Raw genomic sequence first — 19,219 nt, 5'->3', positions numbered from 1 at the left:
TTTAATTAAATGTAAACTATGAAATTTAATAAAATAGTATTGAGTCTTACAGTTGTTGCTTTCATATCTTCATGTGCAACAAATCCATTCACAGGTAAGAAAACGATGGCATTTGTAAGTAACGATCAGTTATTTCCATCTTCATTTGCGCAATATAATGAAGTGCTAACAGAGAGTAAAGTGGTTACAGGAACATCTGATGCAGAAATGATTACTCGTGTTGGTCAGCGTATTGCTGCCGCTGCAGAACAGTATTTTAATGCAAACGGTAATCAAGGTTATTTGGATGATTATAAATGGGAATATAAACTTATTGAATCTGAACAAGTAAATGCATGGTGTATGCCAGGAGGAAAGATAGCATTTTACACAGGCATACTTCCTATTGCAGCAAATGAAACTGGTGTTGCAGCAATTATGGGACATGAAGTTGCACACGCTTTAGCAAACCATGGTCAGCAACGTATGAGTGCTGCTTACATTCAACAAGGAATATCTCTAGCAGGTAATGTTGCTTTGCAAGACGATAAAAACTTAGGGATTTATAATCAAGCTTTTGGTGTTGTTTCTAGTGTTGGAGGTATGTTACCATTTAGTAGAAGTCATGAAACAGAAGCAGATGACATAGGTATTTATTTAATGGCAATTGCAGGTTATAACCCTGACGAAGCTTCAGTGCTTTGGGAACGTATGAAAGCCAATAGTGGAGGAGAATCGCCACCAGAGTTTTTAAGTACACACCCAAGTAATGATTCTAGAATTGAAAATTTAAAAGCTTTAGCACCTAAAGCGAAAGCAGAGGCTAAGAAATTTGGTGTAACATCATTTAGACCTATAAATTAAAAAACTAATAATATTTGTTTACTTTAGAAGCTGCTCAATTTGAGCAGCTTTTTTATTACAAAAATTTATGAGTAAACTAGAAAAAGGAAGTAAAAAATTACTGAATGCATGGGCATTTTACGATTGGGCAAATTCGGTTTATACCCTAACAATTGCGTCTTCAATATTTCCAATATTCTATTCGGCATTGTTTGTGTCTCAAGTAGAAAAAACGGTTCCTGCTTTTGGAATGGTTTTTAAGAGTACAGCATTAATAACTTATGTCACTGCGTTCACGTTTTTGGTTGTTGCTTTTACATCTCCAATTCTTTCTGGTATTGCAGATTATGTAGGTAATAAAAAGAACTTCATGAAGTTTTTCTGCTACGTTGGTAGCGCGGGTTGTATCGGTTTATATTGGTTTAGTCTTGAAAGCATCCATTTAAGTCTACTGTTTTATTTCATGGGATTGATTGGATATTGGGGAAGTTTGGTGTTTTACAATTCATATTTACCAGATATTGCATTTCCAGAACAGCAAGATCGCATCAGTGCCAAAGGCTTTAGTATGGGCTATTTTGGTAGTGTTATTTTATTGCTTGTTAATTTAGCAATGGTAATGAAACCAGATTGGTTTGGATTTGATATTAGTATATCTCAGACCATTTTAAAAACAGGTACAGAAGCAGAAATTACAGAGGCCTTGCAGACAGCAAAGAATAAAGCATCGTTTGAAGCCATGAGAATCTCCTTTATTACAGTTGGTCTGTGGTGGGCAGTATTTAGCCAATATACATTTTACATACTTCCAAAAGGGGTGTCTAAAGGAGGTAAGGTGACCAAAGATGTTGTGTTTAATGGCTTAAAAGAATTGAAAGAAGTTTGGCATCAATTAAAACAAAACTTAAGACTAAAACGTTACTTAGTGGCCTTTTTTGTTTTTAGTATGGCAGTGCAAACTATTATGTTGGTGGCTGTTTATTTTGGTGAAGAAGAAATTGCATGGGGAGGATCCGATGCAAAAACTCAAGGATTAATTGTTAGTATTCTTGTAATTCAATTGGTAGCAATCCTTGGAGCATTTTTAACGTCGAGAGCCTCTGCTAAATTCGGAAATATAAAAACACTGATTGTAATCAATTTCTTTTGGATGGCACTTTGTTTTTATGCCTACTTTATGGAAACACCACTCCAATTTTATATTGCAGCGTCTTTTGTTGGTTTAGTAATGGGAGGAGTACAAGCTTTAGCAAGATCTACATATTCTAAATTTTTGCCAGAAACAGAAGATACAACCTCATATTTTAGTTTTTTTGATGTCGCTGAAAAAATAGGAATAGTTATAGGAATGGTCATTTTTGCTACCATAGATCAAATAACAGGTAGCATGAGAAATGCCATATTATTTTTGGTTCTCTTTTTTATTGGAGGTATTATCCTTTTATTCAGAGTACCAAGCAAAAATAAATAAATGTAGTATGTTTGTTTTATATAAAACTTAATTATGATGAAAATTACCAAACTAGCCTTCGCTTTTATTATTTTAATTTGTGTTTTCTCAATGCAATCTTGTGAAAATGAACCATTAGATTCGGATTTGATTTCAGGTGTCTCTGATGATACCGGAAATGATGATATCGGAAATGATGATGGAGGAACAGATGATGGAGGAACAGATGATGGAGGAAATGATGATGGAGGAACAGATGATGGTGACACTTCAGGAACAGGTGAGGATTCTACAGGAGATTATTGGCCAAGAGCAATTGGTAATATTTGGAATTTTGATGATACTTTTTATGGCAGTGTAACATATAATATGATTGGAACTGAAGAAATTAATGGAGAAACTTATTACAAGTTTGACGACTTATTTAATTCTGAATCTTGGTTACTAAAGTCTGGAGATAGTTATTATATTAGAACAGCAATTGGTGGTTATACATTACCTGGTTATGATGTTACAACAAGTTATATTACAACTAAAATGTTAGTAGATACTGCCGAAGTAGGAGAGGAATGGGTAAGTAATGTTAGTTATACAATTTCTTATGTACCTAATGATTCAAATTACCCAGATGTTCCAGATATTGATTTTAGTGCAGTGTATAATTTTGAAATGATGGGAAGAGATTTAACTCGAACTGTAGAAGGTGTTGAATATGAAAATGTTTTACATGTAAGACTTACATTAGTAGCAGCAGGAACAGGTTCTATTGTAGACTATTTTTATGCGAAAAATGTTGGGTTAATTGAGTTTGTTGGCGACCAAAGTGCTGGAACATTAGTGAGCTATAGCCTTAATTAAGGTACAATTTTAAATAACAAAAAAAAAGGATAAGTGTACGCTTATCCTTTTTTTTATTTTTCGTTGTAAATAAAGATTAATCACTAATTTCAATAGATCTTACAATTTTTGCTTTTTGTGTTTTGCATCAATAGTTAAATCAATATTTCCAAAACCAGCTAAAAGCATTTTTAGATTTTCTCCATTGTGCACCAGATAGTGTTGTGCTTAAAAGAAAAACGAATACTGTAATTGATTATAGTCGTTTCATAATTGTTTAATATTAAGTTTTTTTACTTAATTCTTTTTAAAAGTTATGCTGCCATATTCCGAATCAATAAAAACTAAATTCTCTGTGTTTTGATCACCATGATGTCCTATATATTGTTTTCCGATGTTACCAACGTTTTTTACTTTATATATAAAACCTTCAGGTTCTCTAAAAGTACCAAAGTCAATTCCAATATTAAAATTGAAGTTAAAATCAGTATCAAACCCAATTGTTATTCCGGTGAATTCAGAATTGATGTTTACAGTCTTAGTTTTTGATACCAAACGATCAATTTTTATGGAACCATAATCGGAACTGATATTAGCAGTTTTGAAGACTGTACCAAGTCGTAGCGCTAAATAATCACCATTACCATCTAAATTGTTGATGTTATCAATTTTGAGTGAACCATAATCACATTCGTAAACGACATTCTCGGCAATTTCAATGATTGAGGTGGTGTAATCGGCTTCAAGATTTAAATCTTTAACTTTTGCAACCGTAAATTCGCTATAATCGGCTTCAATGGTGCCGTTGTTTATAAATTCAAAATAACTGTTTCTAGTGTAATCTAATCGTATGGTGTTAGATGTTCCCATGAGTTCTTTGGTGGTGACCTTACCATAATCACATTTTATATAGGCATTGCCTTTAAGTTTGTCTAAATTGATGTAGCCATAATCGTTAAAAAGCTTTACGTTGTTTGTAATAGGCATTTTAACCACATAGTTAACTTCTATCTTTACATTGTCCCCTAATTTTTTATTCCACCAAGATGTACTAGCGCTACTGCCTTCAATTGAGGTAATTGCTGTAACTTTATGAGGTGCAGCTTGCCAAGCGACATCGAGTTCTGCTAATTTTTTATTGACCTTATCCTCATTATTACCTTCCACTTTTATGGTGACTTGAATATCTATGCGGTTTTCGTCCCACGTAATAATATCAATATTCCCATATCTACTGGTAATATTAAATGTAGCATCAGCATTTACATTAAAAGATTTTTTTAGGATTTTCTGTTTTTCGTGTTTTGCCGCTTTAGGTGTCTCATTTGATGCTAGTAAAAGTGTTGGCATCAAGATTAGAAAAAAGCAGAGTTTATAAAATGTTCTCATTGGAGTTGGATTTAAATTGTTTTACAGTTTCAATTTGTTCTAAAACCGTATTTAAAATATCTATTCGTGTTTGAAAGTTGGAAATCATCGCATAAATAACACGTTGGTTTTTTCCGCTTTCGGTTAAATCTGTTTTTAATTTTTTATAATCTTTTTCAAGTATTTCAATTTGTGCTAAGGCATCTGAAATAATTTGTTCAGTTAAAGGAGAACGTTCTTTGTTTAGTTTCTTTAGTTCATTTTCAATAGTAACGGTAAAAAAGTCTTGTGTCTCTGACATTTCTATTGAAACACTTGCTAAATCTAAAGTTTCAGGTTGGTTTGGTATTGCGGTAAACACACCAAAACAAATCGCAATGACAGCAGCGACTGCCAGATAAGGTTTCCAGTTGAAACGAAATCTTTTATTGACTTCAGTTGAAACCAAGTCAGTAGCTTTTAGCTTTTCTAAAAATCGTTGTTCATGATTGCGTTGAGGAGTTTCAATATTAAACTCATCTTGTAAGTCATCAAATAAATCGTTTATATGGTCTTTTTTCATGAGGCTTTTAATATTATTTTTTTTCGCAAACTCTCTTTTGCTCTAGATATCATCGTTCTACAATTGGCATAAGTAATATCCATGATTTCGCAAATTTCTTCGTAATCGTAACCTTCAATTAAATGTAATGTTAGGCTTAAACTGTAATTAGGTTTTAACGTCTTCATAATATCCAAAATCTGTTTTACTTTTTCGTTTACGGGGTCACTTTCTACAATACCCATATCATCTTCTACTTTGTAAATTACAGTATCTAACGGAACTTCGTTTTGTTTTATAGTTTTGTTGTAATAACCAATACTATTGTTTATCACGATTCGTTTTAACCATGAACCAAACATATTAGCGTCTTCTAACGTATTCAATTTTGTAAAAGCCGCTAAAAAAGACTCTTGCATAATGTCTTCAGCTTTAAAAGAATCTTTTACAATTCTTATTGCTGTATTGTACATAGCTTTGTTGTATCTGTTATAAATTTCCAACTGTGCACGTTGGTTACCAGATTTACAAAGTTGTAATAACTGTTCGATATTTTGATTGGTTGATGTCAAAAAAACAATTGCTTTTACTTATAGAGGACGACTTTTTGTTATTGTTACAGTTTGAAAAAAATAAAATAATATTTAGTTATAAAGGTAATGGCATAACAATTGAAAATACAGTAGTGTGAATAACTTTGAATATCTTATAATCAATTGATGTTCAGTATTTAGTTAATTATTAATACATTTAAAATAATGTTGTTCTGTGGTTATTAATGACAGAATGACTTAAATATATATATGGGAAAATCAAATTTTTTAAATTTAGACAATCTGTCATTTCAGGATTTTGATGAGAATTCAGAATTAATTCCATTAATGACTCCTGAGGATGAAGAGTTAATAAACAAAGAATCTTTACCAGATTCGTTACCAATTTTACCGTTGCGAAATACCGTTTTATTTCCTGGTGTTGTAATTCCGATTACAGCAGGTAGAGACGCATCTATTAAACTAATTAATGATGCCAACAAAGGCGGAAAAGTAATTGGTGTGGTATCGCAAATAGATGAAGCGGTTGAAAACCCAACAGCTAAAGATATTTATAAAACAGGTACAGTTGCGCGTATTTTAAAAGTTCTAAAAATGCCTGATGGTAACACAACAGTGGTTATACAAGGTAAAAAGCGTTTTGCTATTAATGAGGTAATTTCAGAAAAGCCTTATTTAACAGCGACTATTTCTGATATTCCGGAAGCAAAACCAGCAAAAGATAATGAAGAATTTAGAGCCATTATTGAGTCTATTAAAGACTTGTCTTTAGATATTATAAAGGAAAGTCCAAACATACCTTCAGAGGCTAGTTTTGCGATTAAAAATATTGAAAGCGATTCGTTCCTAGTGAATTTTGTATCGTCCAACATGAATCTTAAAGTCGAAGAAAAGCAAGAGTTACTAAAGATTAATGATCTTAAAGAACGAGCACTTCAAACGCTGAAATTCATGAATATGGAATATCAAAAGCTTGAGCTTAAAAATGATATTCAGAATAAGGTTCAGAGCGATATGAACCAACAACAGCGTGAGTATTTCTTACATCAGCAAATGAAAACCATTCAAGAAGAATTGGGTGGTGGAGTATCTTCTGGAGAAGACATAGAAGAGATGAAAGCTCGTGCTAAAGATAAGAAGTGGGATAAGAAAGTGAAGGAGCATTTTGAAAAGGAATTATCAAAGATGCAGCGCATGAATCCGCAAGTGTCTGATTATTCTATTCAACGTAATTATTTAGATCTGTTTTTAGATTTACCTTGGAATGAATTTAGTAAAGATAAATTTGATCTTAAGCGTGCCATGAAAATCTTAGACCGTGATCATTTTGGTTTAGACGATGTTAAAAAACGTATCATAGAATATTTGGCTGTTTTAAAACTAAGAAATGATATGAAGTCTCCGATTTTGTGTCTTTATGGACCTCCAGGTGTTGGTAAAACATCTCTTGGGAAATCTGTAGCAGAGGCTTTAGGAAGAGAATATGTGCGTATTTCATTAGGTGGTTTACGTGATGAGGCAGAAATTAGAGGTCATAGAAAAACCTATATTGGTGCTATGCCAGGACGAATTATTCAGAGTTTAAAGAAAGCTAAAACTTCGAATCCTGTATTTGTCTTAGATGAAATAGATAAATTGTCTACAGGTCATCAAGGAGATCCATCGTCTGCTATGTTAGAGGTTTTAGATCCAGAGCAAAACAATGAGTTTTATGATAACTTCCTAGAAATGGGATACGATTTATCTAAAGTGATGTTTATTGCAACATCTAATAGTTTGAATACTATTCAGCCTGCATTAAGAGATCGTATGGAAATCATAAATGTAACTGGTTACACGATTGAAGAAAAAGTAGAAATTGCAAAAAGACATTTACTACCAAAGCAGTTAAAAGAACATGGTTTAACTGATAAATCCTTAAAAATTGCAAAACCACAACTCGAAAAAATAGTAGAAGGTTATACACGCGAATCTGGAGTAAGAGGTTTAGAAAAGCAAATTGCAAAAATGGTACGTTATGCGGCCAAAAACATTGCAATGGAAGAGGAGTATAACATCAAAATTTCTAATGAAGATGTTATTGAGATTTTAGGAAGTCCTAGAATGGAGCGCGATAAATACGAAAACAATGATGTTGCTGGTGTAGTAACAGGATTAGCTTGGACAAGTGTTGGCGGAGATATTTTATTTATAGAATCTATTTTATCTAAAGGAAAAGGTACCTTGTCTATTACAGGTAACTTAGGTAAAGTCATGAAGGAATCTGCAACCATTGCGATGGAGTACATTAAAGCAAATGCAGAAGAGTTTGGTATTGATCCTGAAGTTTTTGGAAAGTATAATGTACACATTCACGTGCCAGAAGGAGCGACTCCAAAAGATGGTCCAAGTGCAGGTGTAACAATGCTAACGTCGTTAGTTTCTCTGTTTACGCAACGTAAAGTAAAAAAGAGCTTGGCAATGACAGGTGAAATTACGTTAAGAGGTAAGGTATTACCAGTTGGTGGTATCAAAGAAAAAATCTTAGCAGCGAAACGCGCACGTATTAAAGAGATTTTATTATGTGAAGATAACAGAAGAGATATCGAAGAGATTAAACCAGAATATTTAAAAGGTTTAACGTTTCATTATGTAAAAGATATGAGTGATGTTTTAAAACTAGCACTTACAAAACAGAAAGTAAATAATGCTAAAAAGCTTTAAACTAATCGTAACATTTTTATTAAGCTTTACATCGTTAATGAGTATTCGTGCTCAAGACAATGTAAGGCTTAAAGATGTTATATTAGATGGAAAGCCTGCAAAACTAAATGCTATTACTGGTGAAATCACGTTGATTAATTTAAACAGTCAATCGGTTCAAACGGACATTGATTCAGTAAAAACAAAATCCAAGCCTGTTTTAATTACAGATTCAATTAGTACCATTTCTTTAAAGGAATCTAAATTAATAGAAGATAACACCTCCGATTTTTACATTGTAAAAGAAGGCGATAACTTATTTAAACTCTCGGTAACGTACAAAACGAGTTTAAATGAATTAAAAAAAGCCAATAATTTAGAGACTACACTTATTCAAAAAGGTCAAAAATTAAGAATTAGAAATTTTGATGTGGTAACTAAAAACTCAAATCCATCATTTTGGATTGTTAAAGAAGGAGATAATTTATATCGTATAGCTTTAGAGAATGGAACTACGGTAAAGCGTCTTAAAAGTTTAAATGGCTTAAAAACTGACACCATTAAAATTGGTCAAAAGTTGAAGATTCAGTAGAAAAAAATGACACGTGAAAAATAAAAAAATCATATCATCGTTTTAAGATAGATTTAGTTACTTTGCAAAGTCTATGATTAAGAGGATTCTTACTTTATTTTTAATGCTCATGGCATTACCAGCATTCGCCCAATTGGGTGGAGAAGCGACTTATCAATTTTTAAACTTAGTATCCTCTCCAAGACAAGCGGCCTTAGGTGGTAAAATAATTACTAATTTCGATCACGACGTTACAGAGGCACTTTACAATCCCGCTTCCATTAATTACGAAATGGGCAATCAATTAGCAGTAAATTATTCTAGTTATTTAGGTGGTATTAGTTACGGAACAGCTGCATACGCTTATACTTGGGACAGACACGTACAAACCCTTCATATTGGAGTCACCTATATTAATTACGGGTCTTTTGATGGTTACGACGTAGACGGAAACTCAACAGGAACATTTAATGGTAACGAAACTGCTATATCTGCTGGTTACAATTATAACATTCCATACACAGATATTTATATAGGTGCTAATGTTAAGATTATTACATCGGCTTTAGAGCAGTACAATTCTATTGGTGGCGCTGTAGATTTTGGTGCAATGTATATTAACGAAAAACTCGATTTCCACGCTGCTTTAACCATTAGAAATATTGGAACACAGTTTTCTACTTATGCAGGACAAAATGAACCTTTACCATTCGAAGTCAATTTTGGAATGTCTCAAACCTTAGAAAATGTACCTTTACGTTGGCATGTTACTTTAGAGAATTTACAAAAATGGCCAATCGCTGTCTCTAATCCAGCACGTGCTACAACGGATTTAGATGGCAATCAGACAGAAGAAAAAGTTAGCTTTTTAAACGAAGGATTACGGCATTTAATTTTAGGAGCAGAATTATTTCCAGAAGGTGGTTTCAATCTAAGATTAGGTTATAATTTTAGACGAGCAGAAGAATTAAGAATCGTAGATCAAAGAAATTTCTCAGGACTCTCAGTTGGTGTAGGAATCAAATTAAATAAAATGCGTTTTAGTTATACGCATGCTAGATACTCAGGAGCTTCTAACACTAGTTTTTTCGGACTTCAGATAGATTTAGGTGGAAGACGAAATTAAATCAAATACAACTTCAATGAAAAAAATTGTTATTGCCATAGATGGATTTTCGTCTACAGGTAAAAGTACAATCGCTAAACAATTAGCAAAAACACTGAACTATATTTATGTAGATACAGGTGCCATGTATAGAGCGGTCGCTTATTTTGCCCTTGAAAATAAATTTATTAGTGAAGATGTTTTTGATAAAGAAGCATTAATAAGTAGATTAGGAGATATAAGTATAACTTTTAAATTTAATGAAGCTGTTGGTTTCGCAGAAGTTTATTTAAACGGAAAAAATATAGAAGCTGATATTAGAACCCTTAGAATTTCAAAATTTGTAAGTCCAATTGCTACTTTATCTGAAGTTAGACGAAAGTTAGTAGAGCAACAGCAACTTATGGGTAAAGACAAAGGTGTTGTTATGGATGGGAGAGATATTGGAACAGTGGTTTTTCCTGATGCCGAATTAAAAATATTTATGACAGCTTCTGCAGAAACCAGAGCAAAGCGTCGTTATAACGAATTATTAGATCGTGGTGATCAATTGAGCTATGAAGATGTGCTAGAAAATGTAACCACAAGAGATCACATAGATTCTACAAGGGAAGATTCTCCATTGGTAAGAGCAGATGATGCTTTAGAGATAGATAATTCCAACTTAACTATTAAAGAACAATTAGAACGTTTAATTGGTTTAGCAGAAGAATTGATTTCTAAATAATGGTGCCAAAGTCTCTCTAATTTTACTAAATTACAGCTACATAATTTACAAAATAAGAGCAACATGAAAATTAAACATCTTTTAATAGTAATGTTTGTTAGTATTTTTAGTTGTTCAGATGACGAGTTCTCATCTGCAAATAAAATTATTGATGAATGGAAATTGTCAGAAATAAGAAATTACACCACTGCAGGCAGTTCTATAGTAGATTATTCAGATGCCAATATTATATATGATTTTCGTGAAGATGGAACCTTAATAGTATCTGGAGCGGAACAAGGTATATATACAAATGGTATATACCAGTACGAGATAGAAGAAGGTGTGGTAGAGGGTATTTCTGATTTAGTTATTTTTACGGTAAAAATAGATCAAACCTATTGGAGCTATGACTTAACCAATGGTACAATGAAATTAGGTTTGTCTCATGTCGATGGACCTGATCTCATATTTAAGAGACATTAAAAAAGCGACTTTATTTCGAATACAGTACGTAGCCGAAATAAAGTCGCTTTTTTTAATAAATTATATAGTCTTACCTATTATAAATTAGGAATAACTAATTCTTGACCAGGATGAATTACATCTGGATTCTTTAAAATATCAGTGTTTGCTTGAAATATTTTTTGATATTTTCCAGGCTCACCATAATACTGTTTTGCAATTTTTCCTAAAGTTTCACCAGAAGCTACTGTATGTCTTGCGTACACAGATTCATCAGCAACATTAATATCTGCCATAATATCAGCAGGATTATCTCCACCAACTTCTTTTATTTTATCCCAAATTAAGTTTTTATCGTATTGTGTAGCGGCTGTACCTTTTACTTGTAGTACACCTTCTTTTTCACTAATATCACCATTCTGAATGTTTAATTTTTCTCCTAAATCTAATACTTCTTGATATTTTGCTTTAACCATTGTTTTAATGTTTTAATTGTTAATACTATTGTAAATATACCAAATTATGTGCCAAGTTTTTGCTATAAAGCATCATTTTGATATTCTTGTTTATATGAAACAAAAAATAGACTTAGGTCACTTTATTTTTAATTATATGTATAAATATCATTCATCGGGATACAAAGAATATTTTACCCAATAGCGATCAACGCCTTCGTAATACCATAGTTCTAATGAATTTACAGTAATTAAATACTCTTGAGTGTAAGAATTCCCATTTTCAGTAATACGTGTTATGGTGTTATTATTTAAGTCCATACTAAATGTGCCATAGGTATCTCCATTAAAGTTGTAGTTTCCTGTTAGAATGTTACTATCATCGTCATCTTCATCTTCGTCCTCATCATCTTCAGTGAAAATTATGAATTCACAACATATAGATTCTGTTGAAGTCAAATTATTAATGCCTTTACTGTTTATTAACCATTGGCCCATGATGCTCGATTCTTGTAAGGGGATAATATCATTACTATTGTCATTACAGCTAAACAAGCATAATAATGAAAACGCAAAATAAAAAAGTAGTTTTTTCATAATTTTAATCCTTTGAGATAAAATTAAACTGAAAGAATTATAAGGGCATAATGGTTATGTTATGGTTTTGTAAACGTAATGTGATATTCATATTTAACTCACCTATTTTTAGGGTATTATATTTAAATAAATATGTTTTGTATAACTCTATAAATGTTGTACTTTTGCACTCCTTTTTAGCGGATTAAAGAAAGTAGAAGAGGGAACAAACAAATATAATTAATAACTTCTGTAGGTTTTTCCGCGAATCTTTCAAAAAACTATAGAATACAAATTATTATTCAGCACATGTCTGAAAAAGAAACAAATCAAGCTGAGGTTGAAGCAACTGAAGCAGTAAAAGCTCCAGTAATCTCTGAAGCACAAGCAAACCCAGAAAAATTCTTAGCAGATTTCGATTGGCACAATTACGAAGAAGGAATTGAGCAAGTTGAAGACACTAAATTAGAAGAGTTTGAAAAATTAGTATCAGAAAATTTCGTTGACACTTTAGATGACGAAGTTGTAGAAGGTACTGTAATTACAATCACAGATCGTGATGCAATTATTGATATTAACGCAAAATCTGAAGGTGTAATTTCTCTTAATGAGTTCCGTTACAATCCAGGTCTTAAAGTTGGTGACAAAGTTGAAGTATTAATTGATGTGCGTGAAGATGCAACTGGTCAATTAGTATTATCGCACAGAAAAGCTAGAGTAATCAAAGCTTGGGAGCGTGTTAACAATGCACATGATACTGGAGAAATCGTTAACGGTTTTGTAAAGTGTAGAACTAAAGGTGGTATGATCGTAGATGTATTTGGTATAGAAGCTTTCTTACCAGGATCTCAAATCGATGTGAAGCCAATTAGAGATTACGATCAGTATGTAAATAAAACTATGGAATTTAAAGTTGTGAAAATCAACCACGAATTCAAAAACATAGTAGTTTCTCATAAAGCTTTAATTGAAGCTGATATTGAAGAACAAAAGAAAGAAATCATTGGTCAACTAGAAAAAGGACAAGTATTAGAAGGTATTGTAAAAAATATTACTTCTTATGGTGTGTTTATCGATTTAGGTGGTGTAGATGGTTTAGTTCACATTACAGATTTATCATGGTCACGTATCAACCATCCAAATGAGATTGTTGAGTTAGATCAGAAATTAAATGTTGTAATCCTTGATTTTGATGAAAACAAATCAAGAATCCAATTAGGTCTTAAGCAATTATCTAAGCATCCATGGGAAGCTTTAGGTGAAGGTGTAAAAGTTGGAGATAAAGTAAAAGGTAAAGTTGTTGTAATCGCTGATTACGGTGCTTTTGTTGAAGTAGAAGAAGGTGTAGAAGGATTAGTTCACGTAAGTGAAATGTCTTGGTCAACGCATTTACGTTCAGCTCAAGATTTCGTAAAAGTTGGTGATGAAATCGATGCTGTTATCTTAACTTTAGATAGAGAAGACAGAAAAATGTCTCTTGGTATTAAGCAATTAACGCCAGATCCATGGACTGATATTACTACTAAGTATCCTGTAGGTTCTAAGCATTCAGGTATTGTACGTAACTTTACAAACTTTGGTGTTTTTGTTGAATTAGAAGAAGGTATCGACGGATTAATTTATATCTCTGATTTATCTTGGACTAAGAAAATTAAGCATCCATCTGAGTTCTGTAACGTAGGTGATACTTTAGAAGTTGTTGTATTAGAATTAGATGTACAAGGGCGTAAATTATCTTTAGGTCATAAACAAACTACAGATAACCCTTGGGATAAGTACGAAACTGAGTTCGCTTTAGATACAGTTCATAAAGCTGCTATCACTGAAATGGTGGATAAAGGAGCAACAATTGATTTTAACGAAGATATCGTTGCATTTGTACCAGCACGTCACTTAGAGAAAGAAGATGGTTCTAAACTTGGTAAAGGTGAAGAAGCAGAATTCAAGATCATTGAATTTAATAAAGAATTCAAACGTGTTGTAGCATCTCATACAGCAGTATTTAGAGAAGAAGAAGCTAAAATTGTTAAGCAAGCTGTTAGAAAACAGACTGCTCAAGCGGCTGAAGCTAAACCAACTTTAGGTGATGCAAATGATGCTTTACAAGCTCTTAAAGATAAAATGGACGGGAAAAAATAATCCCAATTCCTTTGAAAAAAGGAATCTCATTAATCTATAAATTAAAGCCTCTCGATTTTCGGGAGGCTTTTTTTTATATTTATAATTTAATATTTATGAGAGTTGTAAAATATATAATAGCAATATTGGCATTTATCATTGTTGGATTCTTTATTCAAAAATCGTTTATGGAATTTTCATATGCTATGGTTAAAACGGATAATGTAATTTTTGAAAACAGGTTGGTTTCAAAACAATTTTATTCCAATTTATTATTTTCACTCGCTATTGGGGCCGTTCCAATTCTTTATTTAATTATTCGAAAAATTACTAAGATTCATTTTTTTTACAAAGGTGTAATTGCTGTAGGTTTATTAATTGGAACCGGAATTATATCTTGGCTTTTAAGAGTGTTTTATATAAATAGAGAGTTAAAATTTTTATCGAGTGTAGACTTTTTGGCTGAAACAAAATTAACATATCCTATTAATGAATTTTATTTTGAATATTTTCTATTCTTAGGGTTCGTTGTTGGAACATTGGTTAGTATTTTAATATTCAGAATAAAAAAGAAGACTACTTAATCGATTCCTGTATTGTTATCTTTCCTACTCTGCGCCTTTGCAAGAATAACCATTGCAAACAAAGATTTTTATCCTAACTTTGTAAACCAACAATGCTTGGAAACTATATGAGTCATAAAGTACTACTAAACTCAAAAGAAGTTAATATTACCCTTCATAGATTGGCTTGTCAACTTATTGAAAATCATGACGATTTTTCTGAAACCGTTTTAATAGGTATTCAACCTAGAGGGAAATTTTTAGCCAATAGATTAGCAAAAATATTAACTGAAGAATATCAGATTAAAGATATTGAACTCGGTCATTTAGATATCACATTTTTTAGAGACGACTTTAGAAGAGGCGAGAAACCCTTAGAAGCAAATACTACTATTATAGATTTTATTGTCGAAGATAAAAACGTGGTTTTTATTGATGATGTCTTATATACAGGTCGAAGTATTAGATCTGCACTAACAGCTATCCAATCGTTTGGAAGGCCAAAAGATATTGAGTTATTGACCTTAATAGATAGACGTTTTAGTCGTCATTTACCAATTCAGCCCAATTATAGAGGACGACAAGTTGATGCTATTGACAACCAGAAAGTAAAAGTAAAGTGGGTTGAGAATGAAGGAGAAGATGCTGTTTATTTGGTAGATAAATAAAATTTTTAATACATATAGAGAATCGCTAAAAGCTAATAAGCTTATAGCCAAAAGCCAATAAAAAAATGAGCGAATTAAGTGTCAATCACTTATTAGGAATTAAATATCTTACCAAAGAAGATATCGACCTTATTTTTGAAACTGCAGATCAGTTTAAAGAGGTTATTAATAGACCTATAAAAAAAGTACCATCATTAAGAGATATTACCATAGCAAATCTGTTTTTCGAAAATTCTACGCGTACTAAATTATCGTTTGAGTTGGCAGAAAAACGTTTGTCAGCAGATGTTATTAATTTTTCAGCATCGCAATCTTCAGTTAAAAAAGGAGAAACACTTATAGATACCGTTAATAACATATTATCTATGAAAGTAGATATGGTTGTTATGCGTCATCCAAATCCTGGAGCTGGAGTATTTCTTTCAAAACATGTAAATGCAAGTATTATTAATGCAGGAGATGGAGCACATGAGCATCCCACACAAGCCTTGTTAGATTCGTATTCTATTAGAGAAAAATTAGGAAGTGTAAAAGGGAAAAATGTAGTTATTGTTGGAGATATTTTGCATAGTCGTGTTGCACTTTCAAATATATACGCACTTCAATTACAAGGAGCTAATGTTATGGTTTGCGGACCAAAGACATTATTGCCAAAATATATTAAAGATTTAGGTGTTAAAGTAGAAACCAATCTTAAAAAAGCTTTAGAATGGTGTGATGTTGCTAATATGTTACGTGTGCAGAATGAACGTATGGATATTAGTTATTTTCCTTCAACAAGAGAGTATAAGCAACAATACGGAGTTAATAAAGAACTATTAGATAGCTTAGAGAAAGAGATTGTAATTATGCATCCAGGGCCTATAAATCGTGGTGTAGAAATTACAAGTGATGTTGCAGATTCTAAACAAGCCATTATATTAAATCAAGTAGAAAATGGTGTTGCTGTAAGAATGGCAGTAATTTATCTTTTAGCATCTAAAATAAAACAATAGCATATGATCATAGATAGAGACCAAAATATTACCATAATTACTCAAGAAAAAGCATCTGTTACATCTTTAGTTAGTAAAATAGAGGAAGGATATGCTGAATATGAAAATTATCATCTTATTGTTAAATTGTCTAGTTTAGATGAAATTTCATTAGAAGATATTATTGAATTTTTACGTTTAAGTAATAATCATCGTGGATCTAAAAAGAGCTTTGTTATAGTTTCTGAAAAAGTGGATTTAGACAGTGTTCCAGATGAAATCGTTGTAGTGCCAACAATGCAAGAAGCTTACGACATTATTGAAATGGAAGATATAGAGCGTGATTTAGGGTTTTAAAAACCATTTATTCGTCTGCTTTAAAAGATTTCAATACCTTAATATTTAAGAAAAAAATATTTAATGAAATTAACTATTCTTGGCTGTCATAGTGCAACACCTGGTATTAATATAAATCCAACGTCACAAGTTTTAGAGATTAAGAACCATATGTTTTTGATTGATTGTGGAGAAGGTACACAAGTAGAGTTAAGACGTAATAAGGTTAAGTTTTCACGCATTAAACATATTTTTATTTCACATCTTCATGGAGATCATTATTTAGGTTTAACAGGCTTAATAAGCACATTTGGTTTATTAACTCGTGAAACAGAACTTCATATTTATGCACCAAAAGGATTAAAAGAAGTGATAACGCTTCAAATGAAACTATCGGATAGTTGGACAAAGTACCAACTTATTTTTCATGAGTTAAGTTCTAAAACATCTGAATTAATTTACGAAGATGATAAAGTTGAAGTTCATACGATTCCTTTAAAACACCGCATTTACACAAATGGGTTTCTATTCCAAGAAAAAGAGAATGAGCGTAAAATTGATATTAATTTAGTAACCGAAGCTAATATTGATAAAGCATATTTCAGGAAATTAAAACAAGGCTTTGATGTAGAAAATGAAGACGGCATTTTAATTAGTAACAAAAAAGTAACTAAAGATCCGATACCAGCAAAAAGTTATGCGTTTTGTAGTGATACTATTTATAATGAAGATATCATTCCAATTATTAAAGACTGTTCAGTTTTGTACCATGAGTCTACTTTTTTAGATAAAAATGAATCGCTTTGTGCAAGAACAAAACACAGTACAGCAAAGCAGGCCGCTACGATAGCCAAAAAAGCTAATGTTGGTACATTAATATTAGGACATTATTCTACACGTTATAATAGCTATAAAGAATTTAAATCTGAAGCAAAAATGGTGTTTGAAAATGTATTACTGTCTAAAGATGGTAAAGCATTTAATTTTGATTAGCCTCAATTTTAAATTCATTTAAATCTAAAATCCATTCAACGGCTTCATCTAAACTCTTACAGCGTTTTAAACTTTTACTAAAAAATTCTTTTTCTAAAGAAGCATTGAGATAGCTAAAGTTAGAGTACGTTACAATTGCAGCGGCAACAAAAATATCGTATTCATTATTGAAATCAACCCAAAGTTGTGGATCAAAAGAGTATGAGTTATAACGGTTAGCGATATAACCAATTTTTACACCTTTCATAATATGGTCATTAAATCTAGATATTAACTCGGTAGCAATGTTAATATCTACATGAACACCTTCATTTATCTCTGATAGTAAAAATTGCTCTGTAACATATAGTGTTCCAAATGAAAATACTTCTTTTTTATATGTAAAACGCTTAGAATATTTACTGTCTTCAAATCTCATTTATGTGTTTTTATGCTTAAATTTATAGGGAATATTGTAATTGAAAAAATAAAAAAGGAATAAAATTTTAAATAAATTTGTAATGAATGCAGACTTAGGTAATTATAGAAAATCTTACGAAAAAGGAGAATTATTATTAGATAATGTACCAGAGAACCCAATTGAGCTATTTAGAAATTGGTTTGTAGAAGTAGATAGCCATTTTAATGTCGATGAAACCAACGCTATGACTATTTCTACAATAGGTTTAGATGGTTACCCAAAGAGTAGAGTAGTGCTGCTTAAAAAATACACACACGAAGGTTTTATTTTTTATACCAATTACAATAGTGAAAAAGGAAAAGCGATTCTAGCAAATCCCAATGTCTGTTTATCCTTCTTTTGGCACTCTGCAGAACGCCAAATTATAATTAAAGGTAAAGCCGAAAAAATTGCAGAAAACTTAAGTGATGGTTATTTTGAATCTAGACCTCGAGGAAGTCAATTAGGTGCTATTACTTCTAATCAAAGTGAAGTTGTTAAAGATAGAGCAGAATTAGAAAATAAATTAAAAGCTTTAGAATTAAAATTTGAAGGTAAAGAAATAGAACGACCGAATAATTGGGGAGGATTTATTATTAAGCCAGTAGAACTAGAATTCTGGCAAGGTAGACCAAACCGACTTCACGATAGAATTCGTTACCAATTACAAGAAGACTATAATTGGAAATTAGAGCGGTTAGCACCATAATTTAATTTGGCTAATTTGAGATCTTATATTAGAATTATCGGTTGTCTTTATCTAAGAATAAGATCTTTTTATTAGGCCTCATTATTTTAAAAATCGCAATACCGAATAATCGACGAAATACATTATTTACATGTTTAAAAACATAATATTTAGTTTGTAAAGTGTATTTAATCGATGATTTACATTAAATATCGACAAACTACATGCTGTTTACCGATTTTAACGTTTTATTAACAGTTAAACAAAAATGTGTGGTTAATTTAGTATTCCCAAACCTAAATAACCTA

The 19,219-nt window shown here is 31.7% G+C and carries 21 protein-coding genes; 15 read left to right on the top strand and 6 right to left on the bottom strand.

Features of this window, described 5'->3' with window-relative positions; translation table 11 throughout:
• Positions 1-18 precede the first annotated feature (18 nt).
• The 3 genes from HM981_RS06200 to HM981_RS06190 all read left to right on the top strand — a co-directional run bounded on the left by HM981_RS06200 (position 19) and on the right by HM981_RS06190 (position 3,130).
• Positions 19-843 carry a M48 family metallopeptidase gene (locus HM981_RS06200; RefSeq protein WP_179337747.1) on the top strand — a complete coding sequence of 275 codons (825 nt, stop codon included), beginning with the start codon at positions 19-21 and terminating at the stop codon, positions 841-843.
• A gap of 67 nt (positions 844-910) precedes the next feature.
• Complete coding sequence (locus HM981_RS06195; RefSeq protein WP_179337746.1) at positions 911-2,293, top strand: MFS transporter; 1,383 nt, start codon at positions 911-913, stop codon at positions 2,291-2,293.
• A 33-nt stretch (positions 2,294-2,326) separates the two neighbouring features.
• Complete coding sequence (locus HM981_RS06190; RefSeq protein ID WP_179337745.1) at positions 2,327-3,130, top strand: hypothetical protein; 804 nt, start codon at positions 2,327-2,329, stop codon at positions 3,128-3,130.
• Positions 3,131-3,406: 276 nt separating this feature from the next.
• Here the strand turns inward: HM981_RS06190 and HM981_RS06185 are convergent, their stop codons facing one another.
• Genes HM981_RS06185 through HM981_RS06175 form a run of 3 tightly spaced genes read right to left on the bottom strand, consistent with a single transcriptional unit; the run spans position 3,407 to position 5,590 of the window.
• Positions 3,407-4,498 (bottom strand): hypothetical protein, encoded by a 1,092-nt coding sequence (locus HM981_RS06185; RefSeq protein WP_179337744.1) that lies wholly within the window; start codon positions 4,496-4,498, stop codon positions 3,407-3,409.
• Positions 4,482-5,039 carry a hypothetical protein gene (locus HM981_RS06180; protein WP_179337743.1) on the bottom strand — a complete coding sequence of 186 codons (558 nt, stop codon included), beginning with the start codon at positions 5,037-5,039 and terminating at the stop codon, positions 4,482-4,484. The genes HM981_RS06185 and HM981_RS06180 overlap by 17 nt, the downstream gene beginning before the upstream one ends.
• Positions 5,036-5,590, bottom strand: coding sequence for an RNA polymerase sigma factor (locus tag HM981_RS06175; protein WP_179337742.1), 555 nt, complete (start codon positions 5,588-5,590; stop codon positions 5,036-5,038). The genes HM981_RS06180 and HM981_RS06175 overlap by 4 nt, the downstream gene beginning before the upstream one ends.
• 231 nt (positions 5,591-5,821) lie before the next feature.
• On the opposite strand from HM981_RS06175, the gene lon reads away from it, so the two are divergent.
• From lon to HM981_RS06150, 5 genes are all read left to right on the top strand, one after another.
• Positions 5,822-8,275 carry an endopeptidase La gene (lon, locus tag HM981_RS06170; RefSeq protein WP_179337741.1) on the top strand — a complete coding sequence of 818 codons (2,454 nt, stop codon included), beginning with the start codon at positions 5,822-5,824 and terminating at the stop codon, positions 8,273-8,275.
• A 37-nt stretch (positions 8,276-8,312) separates the two neighbouring features.
• Positions 8,313-8,846, top strand: coding sequence for a LysM peptidoglycan-binding domain-containing protein (locus HM981_RS06165; RefSeq protein WP_179337740.1), 534 nt, complete (start codon positions 8,313-8,315; stop codon positions 8,844-8,846).
• Between the two features lie 73 nt (positions 8,847-8,919).
• Positions 8,920-9,951, top strand: a complete 1,032-nt coding sequence (porQ, locus tag HM981_RS06160; protein ID WP_179337739.1) for a type IX secretion system protein PorQ — start codon at positions 8,920-8,922, stop codon at positions 9,949-9,951.
• 16 nt (positions 9,952-9,967) lie between these two features.
• Complete coding sequence (gene cmk, locus HM981_RS06155; protein WP_179337738.1) at positions 9,968-10,657, top strand: (d)CMP kinase; 690 nt, start codon at positions 9,968-9,970, stop codon at positions 10,655-10,657.
• Between the two features lie 63 nt (positions 10,658-10,720).
• Positions 10,721-11,122, top strand: coding sequence for a hypothetical protein (locus HM981_RS06150; protein ID WP_179337737.1), 402 nt, complete (start codon positions 10,721-10,723; stop codon positions 11,120-11,122).
• Positions 11,123-11,199: 77 nt separating this feature from the next.
• Here HM981_RS06150 and HM981_RS06145 read toward each other — a convergent pair whose 3' ends face one another.
• Together HM981_RS06145 and HM981_RS06140 are read right to left on the bottom strand one after the other, a co-directional pair.
• Positions 11,200-11,577, bottom strand: coding sequence for a LysM peptidoglycan-binding domain-containing protein (locus tag HM981_RS06145; protein WP_179337736.1), 378 nt, complete (start codon positions 11,575-11,577; stop codon positions 11,200-11,202).
• Positions 11,578-11,724: 147 nt separating this feature from the next.
• Positions 11,725-12,153, bottom strand: a complete 429-nt coding sequence (locus HM981_RS06140) for a hypothetical protein (protein WP_179337735.1) — start codon at positions 12,151-12,153, stop codon at positions 11,725-11,727.
• 288 nt (positions 12,154-12,441) lie between these two features.
• On the opposite strand from HM981_RS06140, the gene rpsA reads away from it, so the two are divergent.
• The 6 genes from rpsA (at position 12,442) to HM981_RS06110 (ending at position 17,784) form a co-directional block, all read left to right on the top strand.
• Positions 12,442-14,271, top strand: a complete 1,830-nt coding sequence (rpsA, locus tag HM981_RS06135) for a 30S ribosomal protein S1 (RefSeq protein WP_179337734.1) — start codon at positions 12,442-12,444, stop codon at positions 14,269-14,271.
• A gap of 95 nt (positions 14,272-14,366) precedes the next feature.
• A complete protein-coding gene (locus HM981_RS06130; protein WP_179337733.1) occupies positions 14,367-14,834 on the top strand; it encodes a hypothetical protein in 468 nt (155 codons plus the stop codon).
• Positions 14,835-14,941: 107 nt separating this feature from the next.
• Positions 14,942-15,481, top strand: coding sequence for a bifunctional pyr operon transcriptional regulator/uracil phosphoribosyltransferase PyrR (pyrR, locus tag HM981_RS06125; protein ID WP_179338336.1), 540 nt, complete (start codon positions 14,942-14,944; stop codon positions 15,479-15,481).
• 65 nt (positions 15,482-15,546) lie between these two features.
• The gene (locus tag HM981_RS06120) at positions 15,547-16,476 is read left to right on the top strand and encodes an aspartate carbamoyltransferase catalytic subunit (RefSeq protein WP_179337732.1); all 930 of its coding nucleotides are present in this window, start codon (positions 15,547-15,549) and stop codon (positions 16,474-16,476) included.
• A 3-nt stretch (positions 16,477-16,479) separates the two neighbouring features.
• Positions 16,480-16,812, top strand: a complete 333-nt coding sequence (locus HM981_RS06115; RefSeq protein WP_179337731.1) for a ribonuclease Z — start codon at positions 16,480-16,482, stop codon at positions 16,810-16,812.
• Between the two features lie 63 nt (positions 16,813-16,875).
• A complete protein-coding gene (locus tag HM981_RS06110; RefSeq protein ID WP_179337730.1) occupies positions 16,876-17,784 on the top strand; it encodes a ribonuclease Z in 909 nt (302 codons plus the stop codon).
• Here HM981_RS06110 and HM981_RS06105 read toward each other — a convergent pair.
• The gene (locus HM981_RS06105; RefSeq protein ID WP_179337729.1) at positions 17,771-18,202 is read right to left on the bottom strand and encodes a hypothetical protein; all 432 of its coding nucleotides are present in this window, start codon (positions 18,200-18,202) and stop codon (positions 17,771-17,773) included. The genes HM981_RS06110 and HM981_RS06105 overlap by 14 nt on opposite strands.
• Before the next feature lie 82 nt (positions 18,203-18,284).
• Here HM981_RS06105 and pdxH point away from each other — a divergent pair, with 82 nt between their 5' ends.
• The gene (gene pdxH / locus HM981_RS06100) at positions 18,285-18,932 is read left to right on the top strand and encodes a pyridoxamine 5'-phosphate oxidase (RefSeq protein WP_179337728.1); all 648 of its coding nucleotides are present in this window, start codon (positions 18,285-18,287) and stop codon (positions 18,930-18,932) included.
• The last annotated feature ends 287 nt before the right edge of the window (positions 18,933-19,219 follow it).

It is taken from the genome of Winogradskyella ludwigii, from assembly GCF_013403985.1.
GTDB classification, from domain to species: domain Bacteria; phylum Bacteroidota; class Bacteroidia; order Flavobacteriales; family Flavobacteriaceae; genus Winogradskyella; species Winogradskyella ludwigii.
The sequence above is the reverse complement of the archived record's forward strand: the minus strand, read 5'-3'. Positions and strand labels throughout refer to the sequence as shown.

What these genes read in the sequence shown, in the direction of transcription:
- HM981_RS06200 (WP_179337747.1), top strand. Translation starts at nt 19, where the DNA reads ATGAAATTTAATAAAATAGTATTGAGTCTTACAGTTGTTGCTTTCATA.
- HM981_RS06195 (WP_179337746.1), top strand. Translation starts at nt 911, where the DNA reads ATGAGTAAACTAGAAAAAGGAAGTAAAAAATTACTGAATGCATGGGCA.
- HM981_RS06190 (WP_179337745.1), top strand. Translation starts at nt 2,327, where the DNA reads ATGATGAAAATTACCAAACTAGCCTTCGCTTTTATTATTTTAATTTGT.
- HM981_RS06185 (WP_179337744.1), bottom strand. Translation starts at nt 4,498, where the DNA reads ATGAGAACATTTTATAAACTCTGCTTTTTTCTAATCTTGATGCCAACA.
- HM981_RS06180 (WP_179337743.1), bottom strand. Translation starts at nt 5,039, where the DNA reads ATGAAAAAAGACCATATAAACGATTTATTTGATGACTTACAAGATGAG.
- lon (WP_179337741.1), top strand. Translation starts at nt 5,822, where the DNA reads ATGGGAAAATCAAATTTTTTAAATTTAGACAATCTGTCATTTCAGGAT.
- HM981_RS06165 (WP_179337740.1), top strand. Translation starts at nt 8,313, where the DNA reads ATGAGTATTCGTGCTCAAGACAATGTAAGGCTTAAAGATGTTATATTA.
- porQ (WP_179337739.1), top strand. Translation starts at nt 8,920, where the DNA reads ATGATTAAGAGGATTCTTACTTTATTTTTAATGCTCATGGCATTACCA.
- cmk (WP_179337738.1), top strand. Translation starts at nt 9,968, where the DNA reads ATGAAAAAAATTGTTATTGCCATAGATGGATTTTCGTCTACAGGTAAA.
- HM981_RS06150 (WP_179337737.1), top strand. Translation starts at nt 10,721, where the DNA reads ATGAAAATTAAACATCTTTTAATAGTAATGTTTGTTAGTATTTTTAGT.
- HM981_RS06145 (WP_179337736.1), bottom strand. Translation starts at nt 11,577, where the DNA reads ATGGTTAAAGCAAAATATCAAGAAGTATTAGATTTAGGAGAAAAATTA.
- HM981_RS06140 (WP_179337735.1), bottom strand. Translation starts at nt 12,153, where the DNA reads ATGAAAAAACTACTTTTTTATTTTGCGTTTTCATTATTATGCTTGTTT.
- rpsA (WP_179337734.1), top strand. Translation starts at nt 12,442, where the DNA reads ATGTCTGAAAAAGAAACAAATCAAGCTGAGGTTGAAGCAACTGAAGCA.
- HM981_RS06130 (WP_179337733.1), top strand. Translation starts at nt 14,367, where the DNA reads ATGAGAGTTGTAAAATATATAATAGCAATATTGGCATTTATCATTGTT.
- pyrR (WP_179338336.1), top strand. Translation starts at nt 14,942, where the DNA reads ATGAGTCATAAAGTACTACTAAACTCAAAAGAAGTTAATATTACCCTT.
- HM981_RS06120 (WP_179337732.1), top strand. Translation starts at nt 15,547, where the DNA reads ATGAGCGAATTAAGTGTCAATCACTTATTAGGAATTAAATATCTTACC.
- HM981_RS06115 (WP_179337731.1), top strand. Translation starts at nt 16,480, where the DNA reads ATGATCATAGATAGAGACCAAAATATTACCATAATTACTCAAGAAAAA.
- HM981_RS06110 (WP_179337730.1), top strand. Translation starts at nt 16,876, where the DNA reads ATGAAATTAACTATTCTTGGCTGTCATAGTGCAACACCTGGTATTAAT.
- HM981_RS06105 (WP_179337729.1), bottom strand. Translation starts at nt 18,202, where the DNA reads ATGAGATTTGAAGACAGTAAATATTCTAAGCGTTTTACATATAAAAAA.
- pdxH (WP_179337728.1), top strand. Translation starts at nt 18,285, where the DNA reads ATGAATGCAGACTTAGGTAATTATAGAAAATCTTACGAAAAAGGAGAA.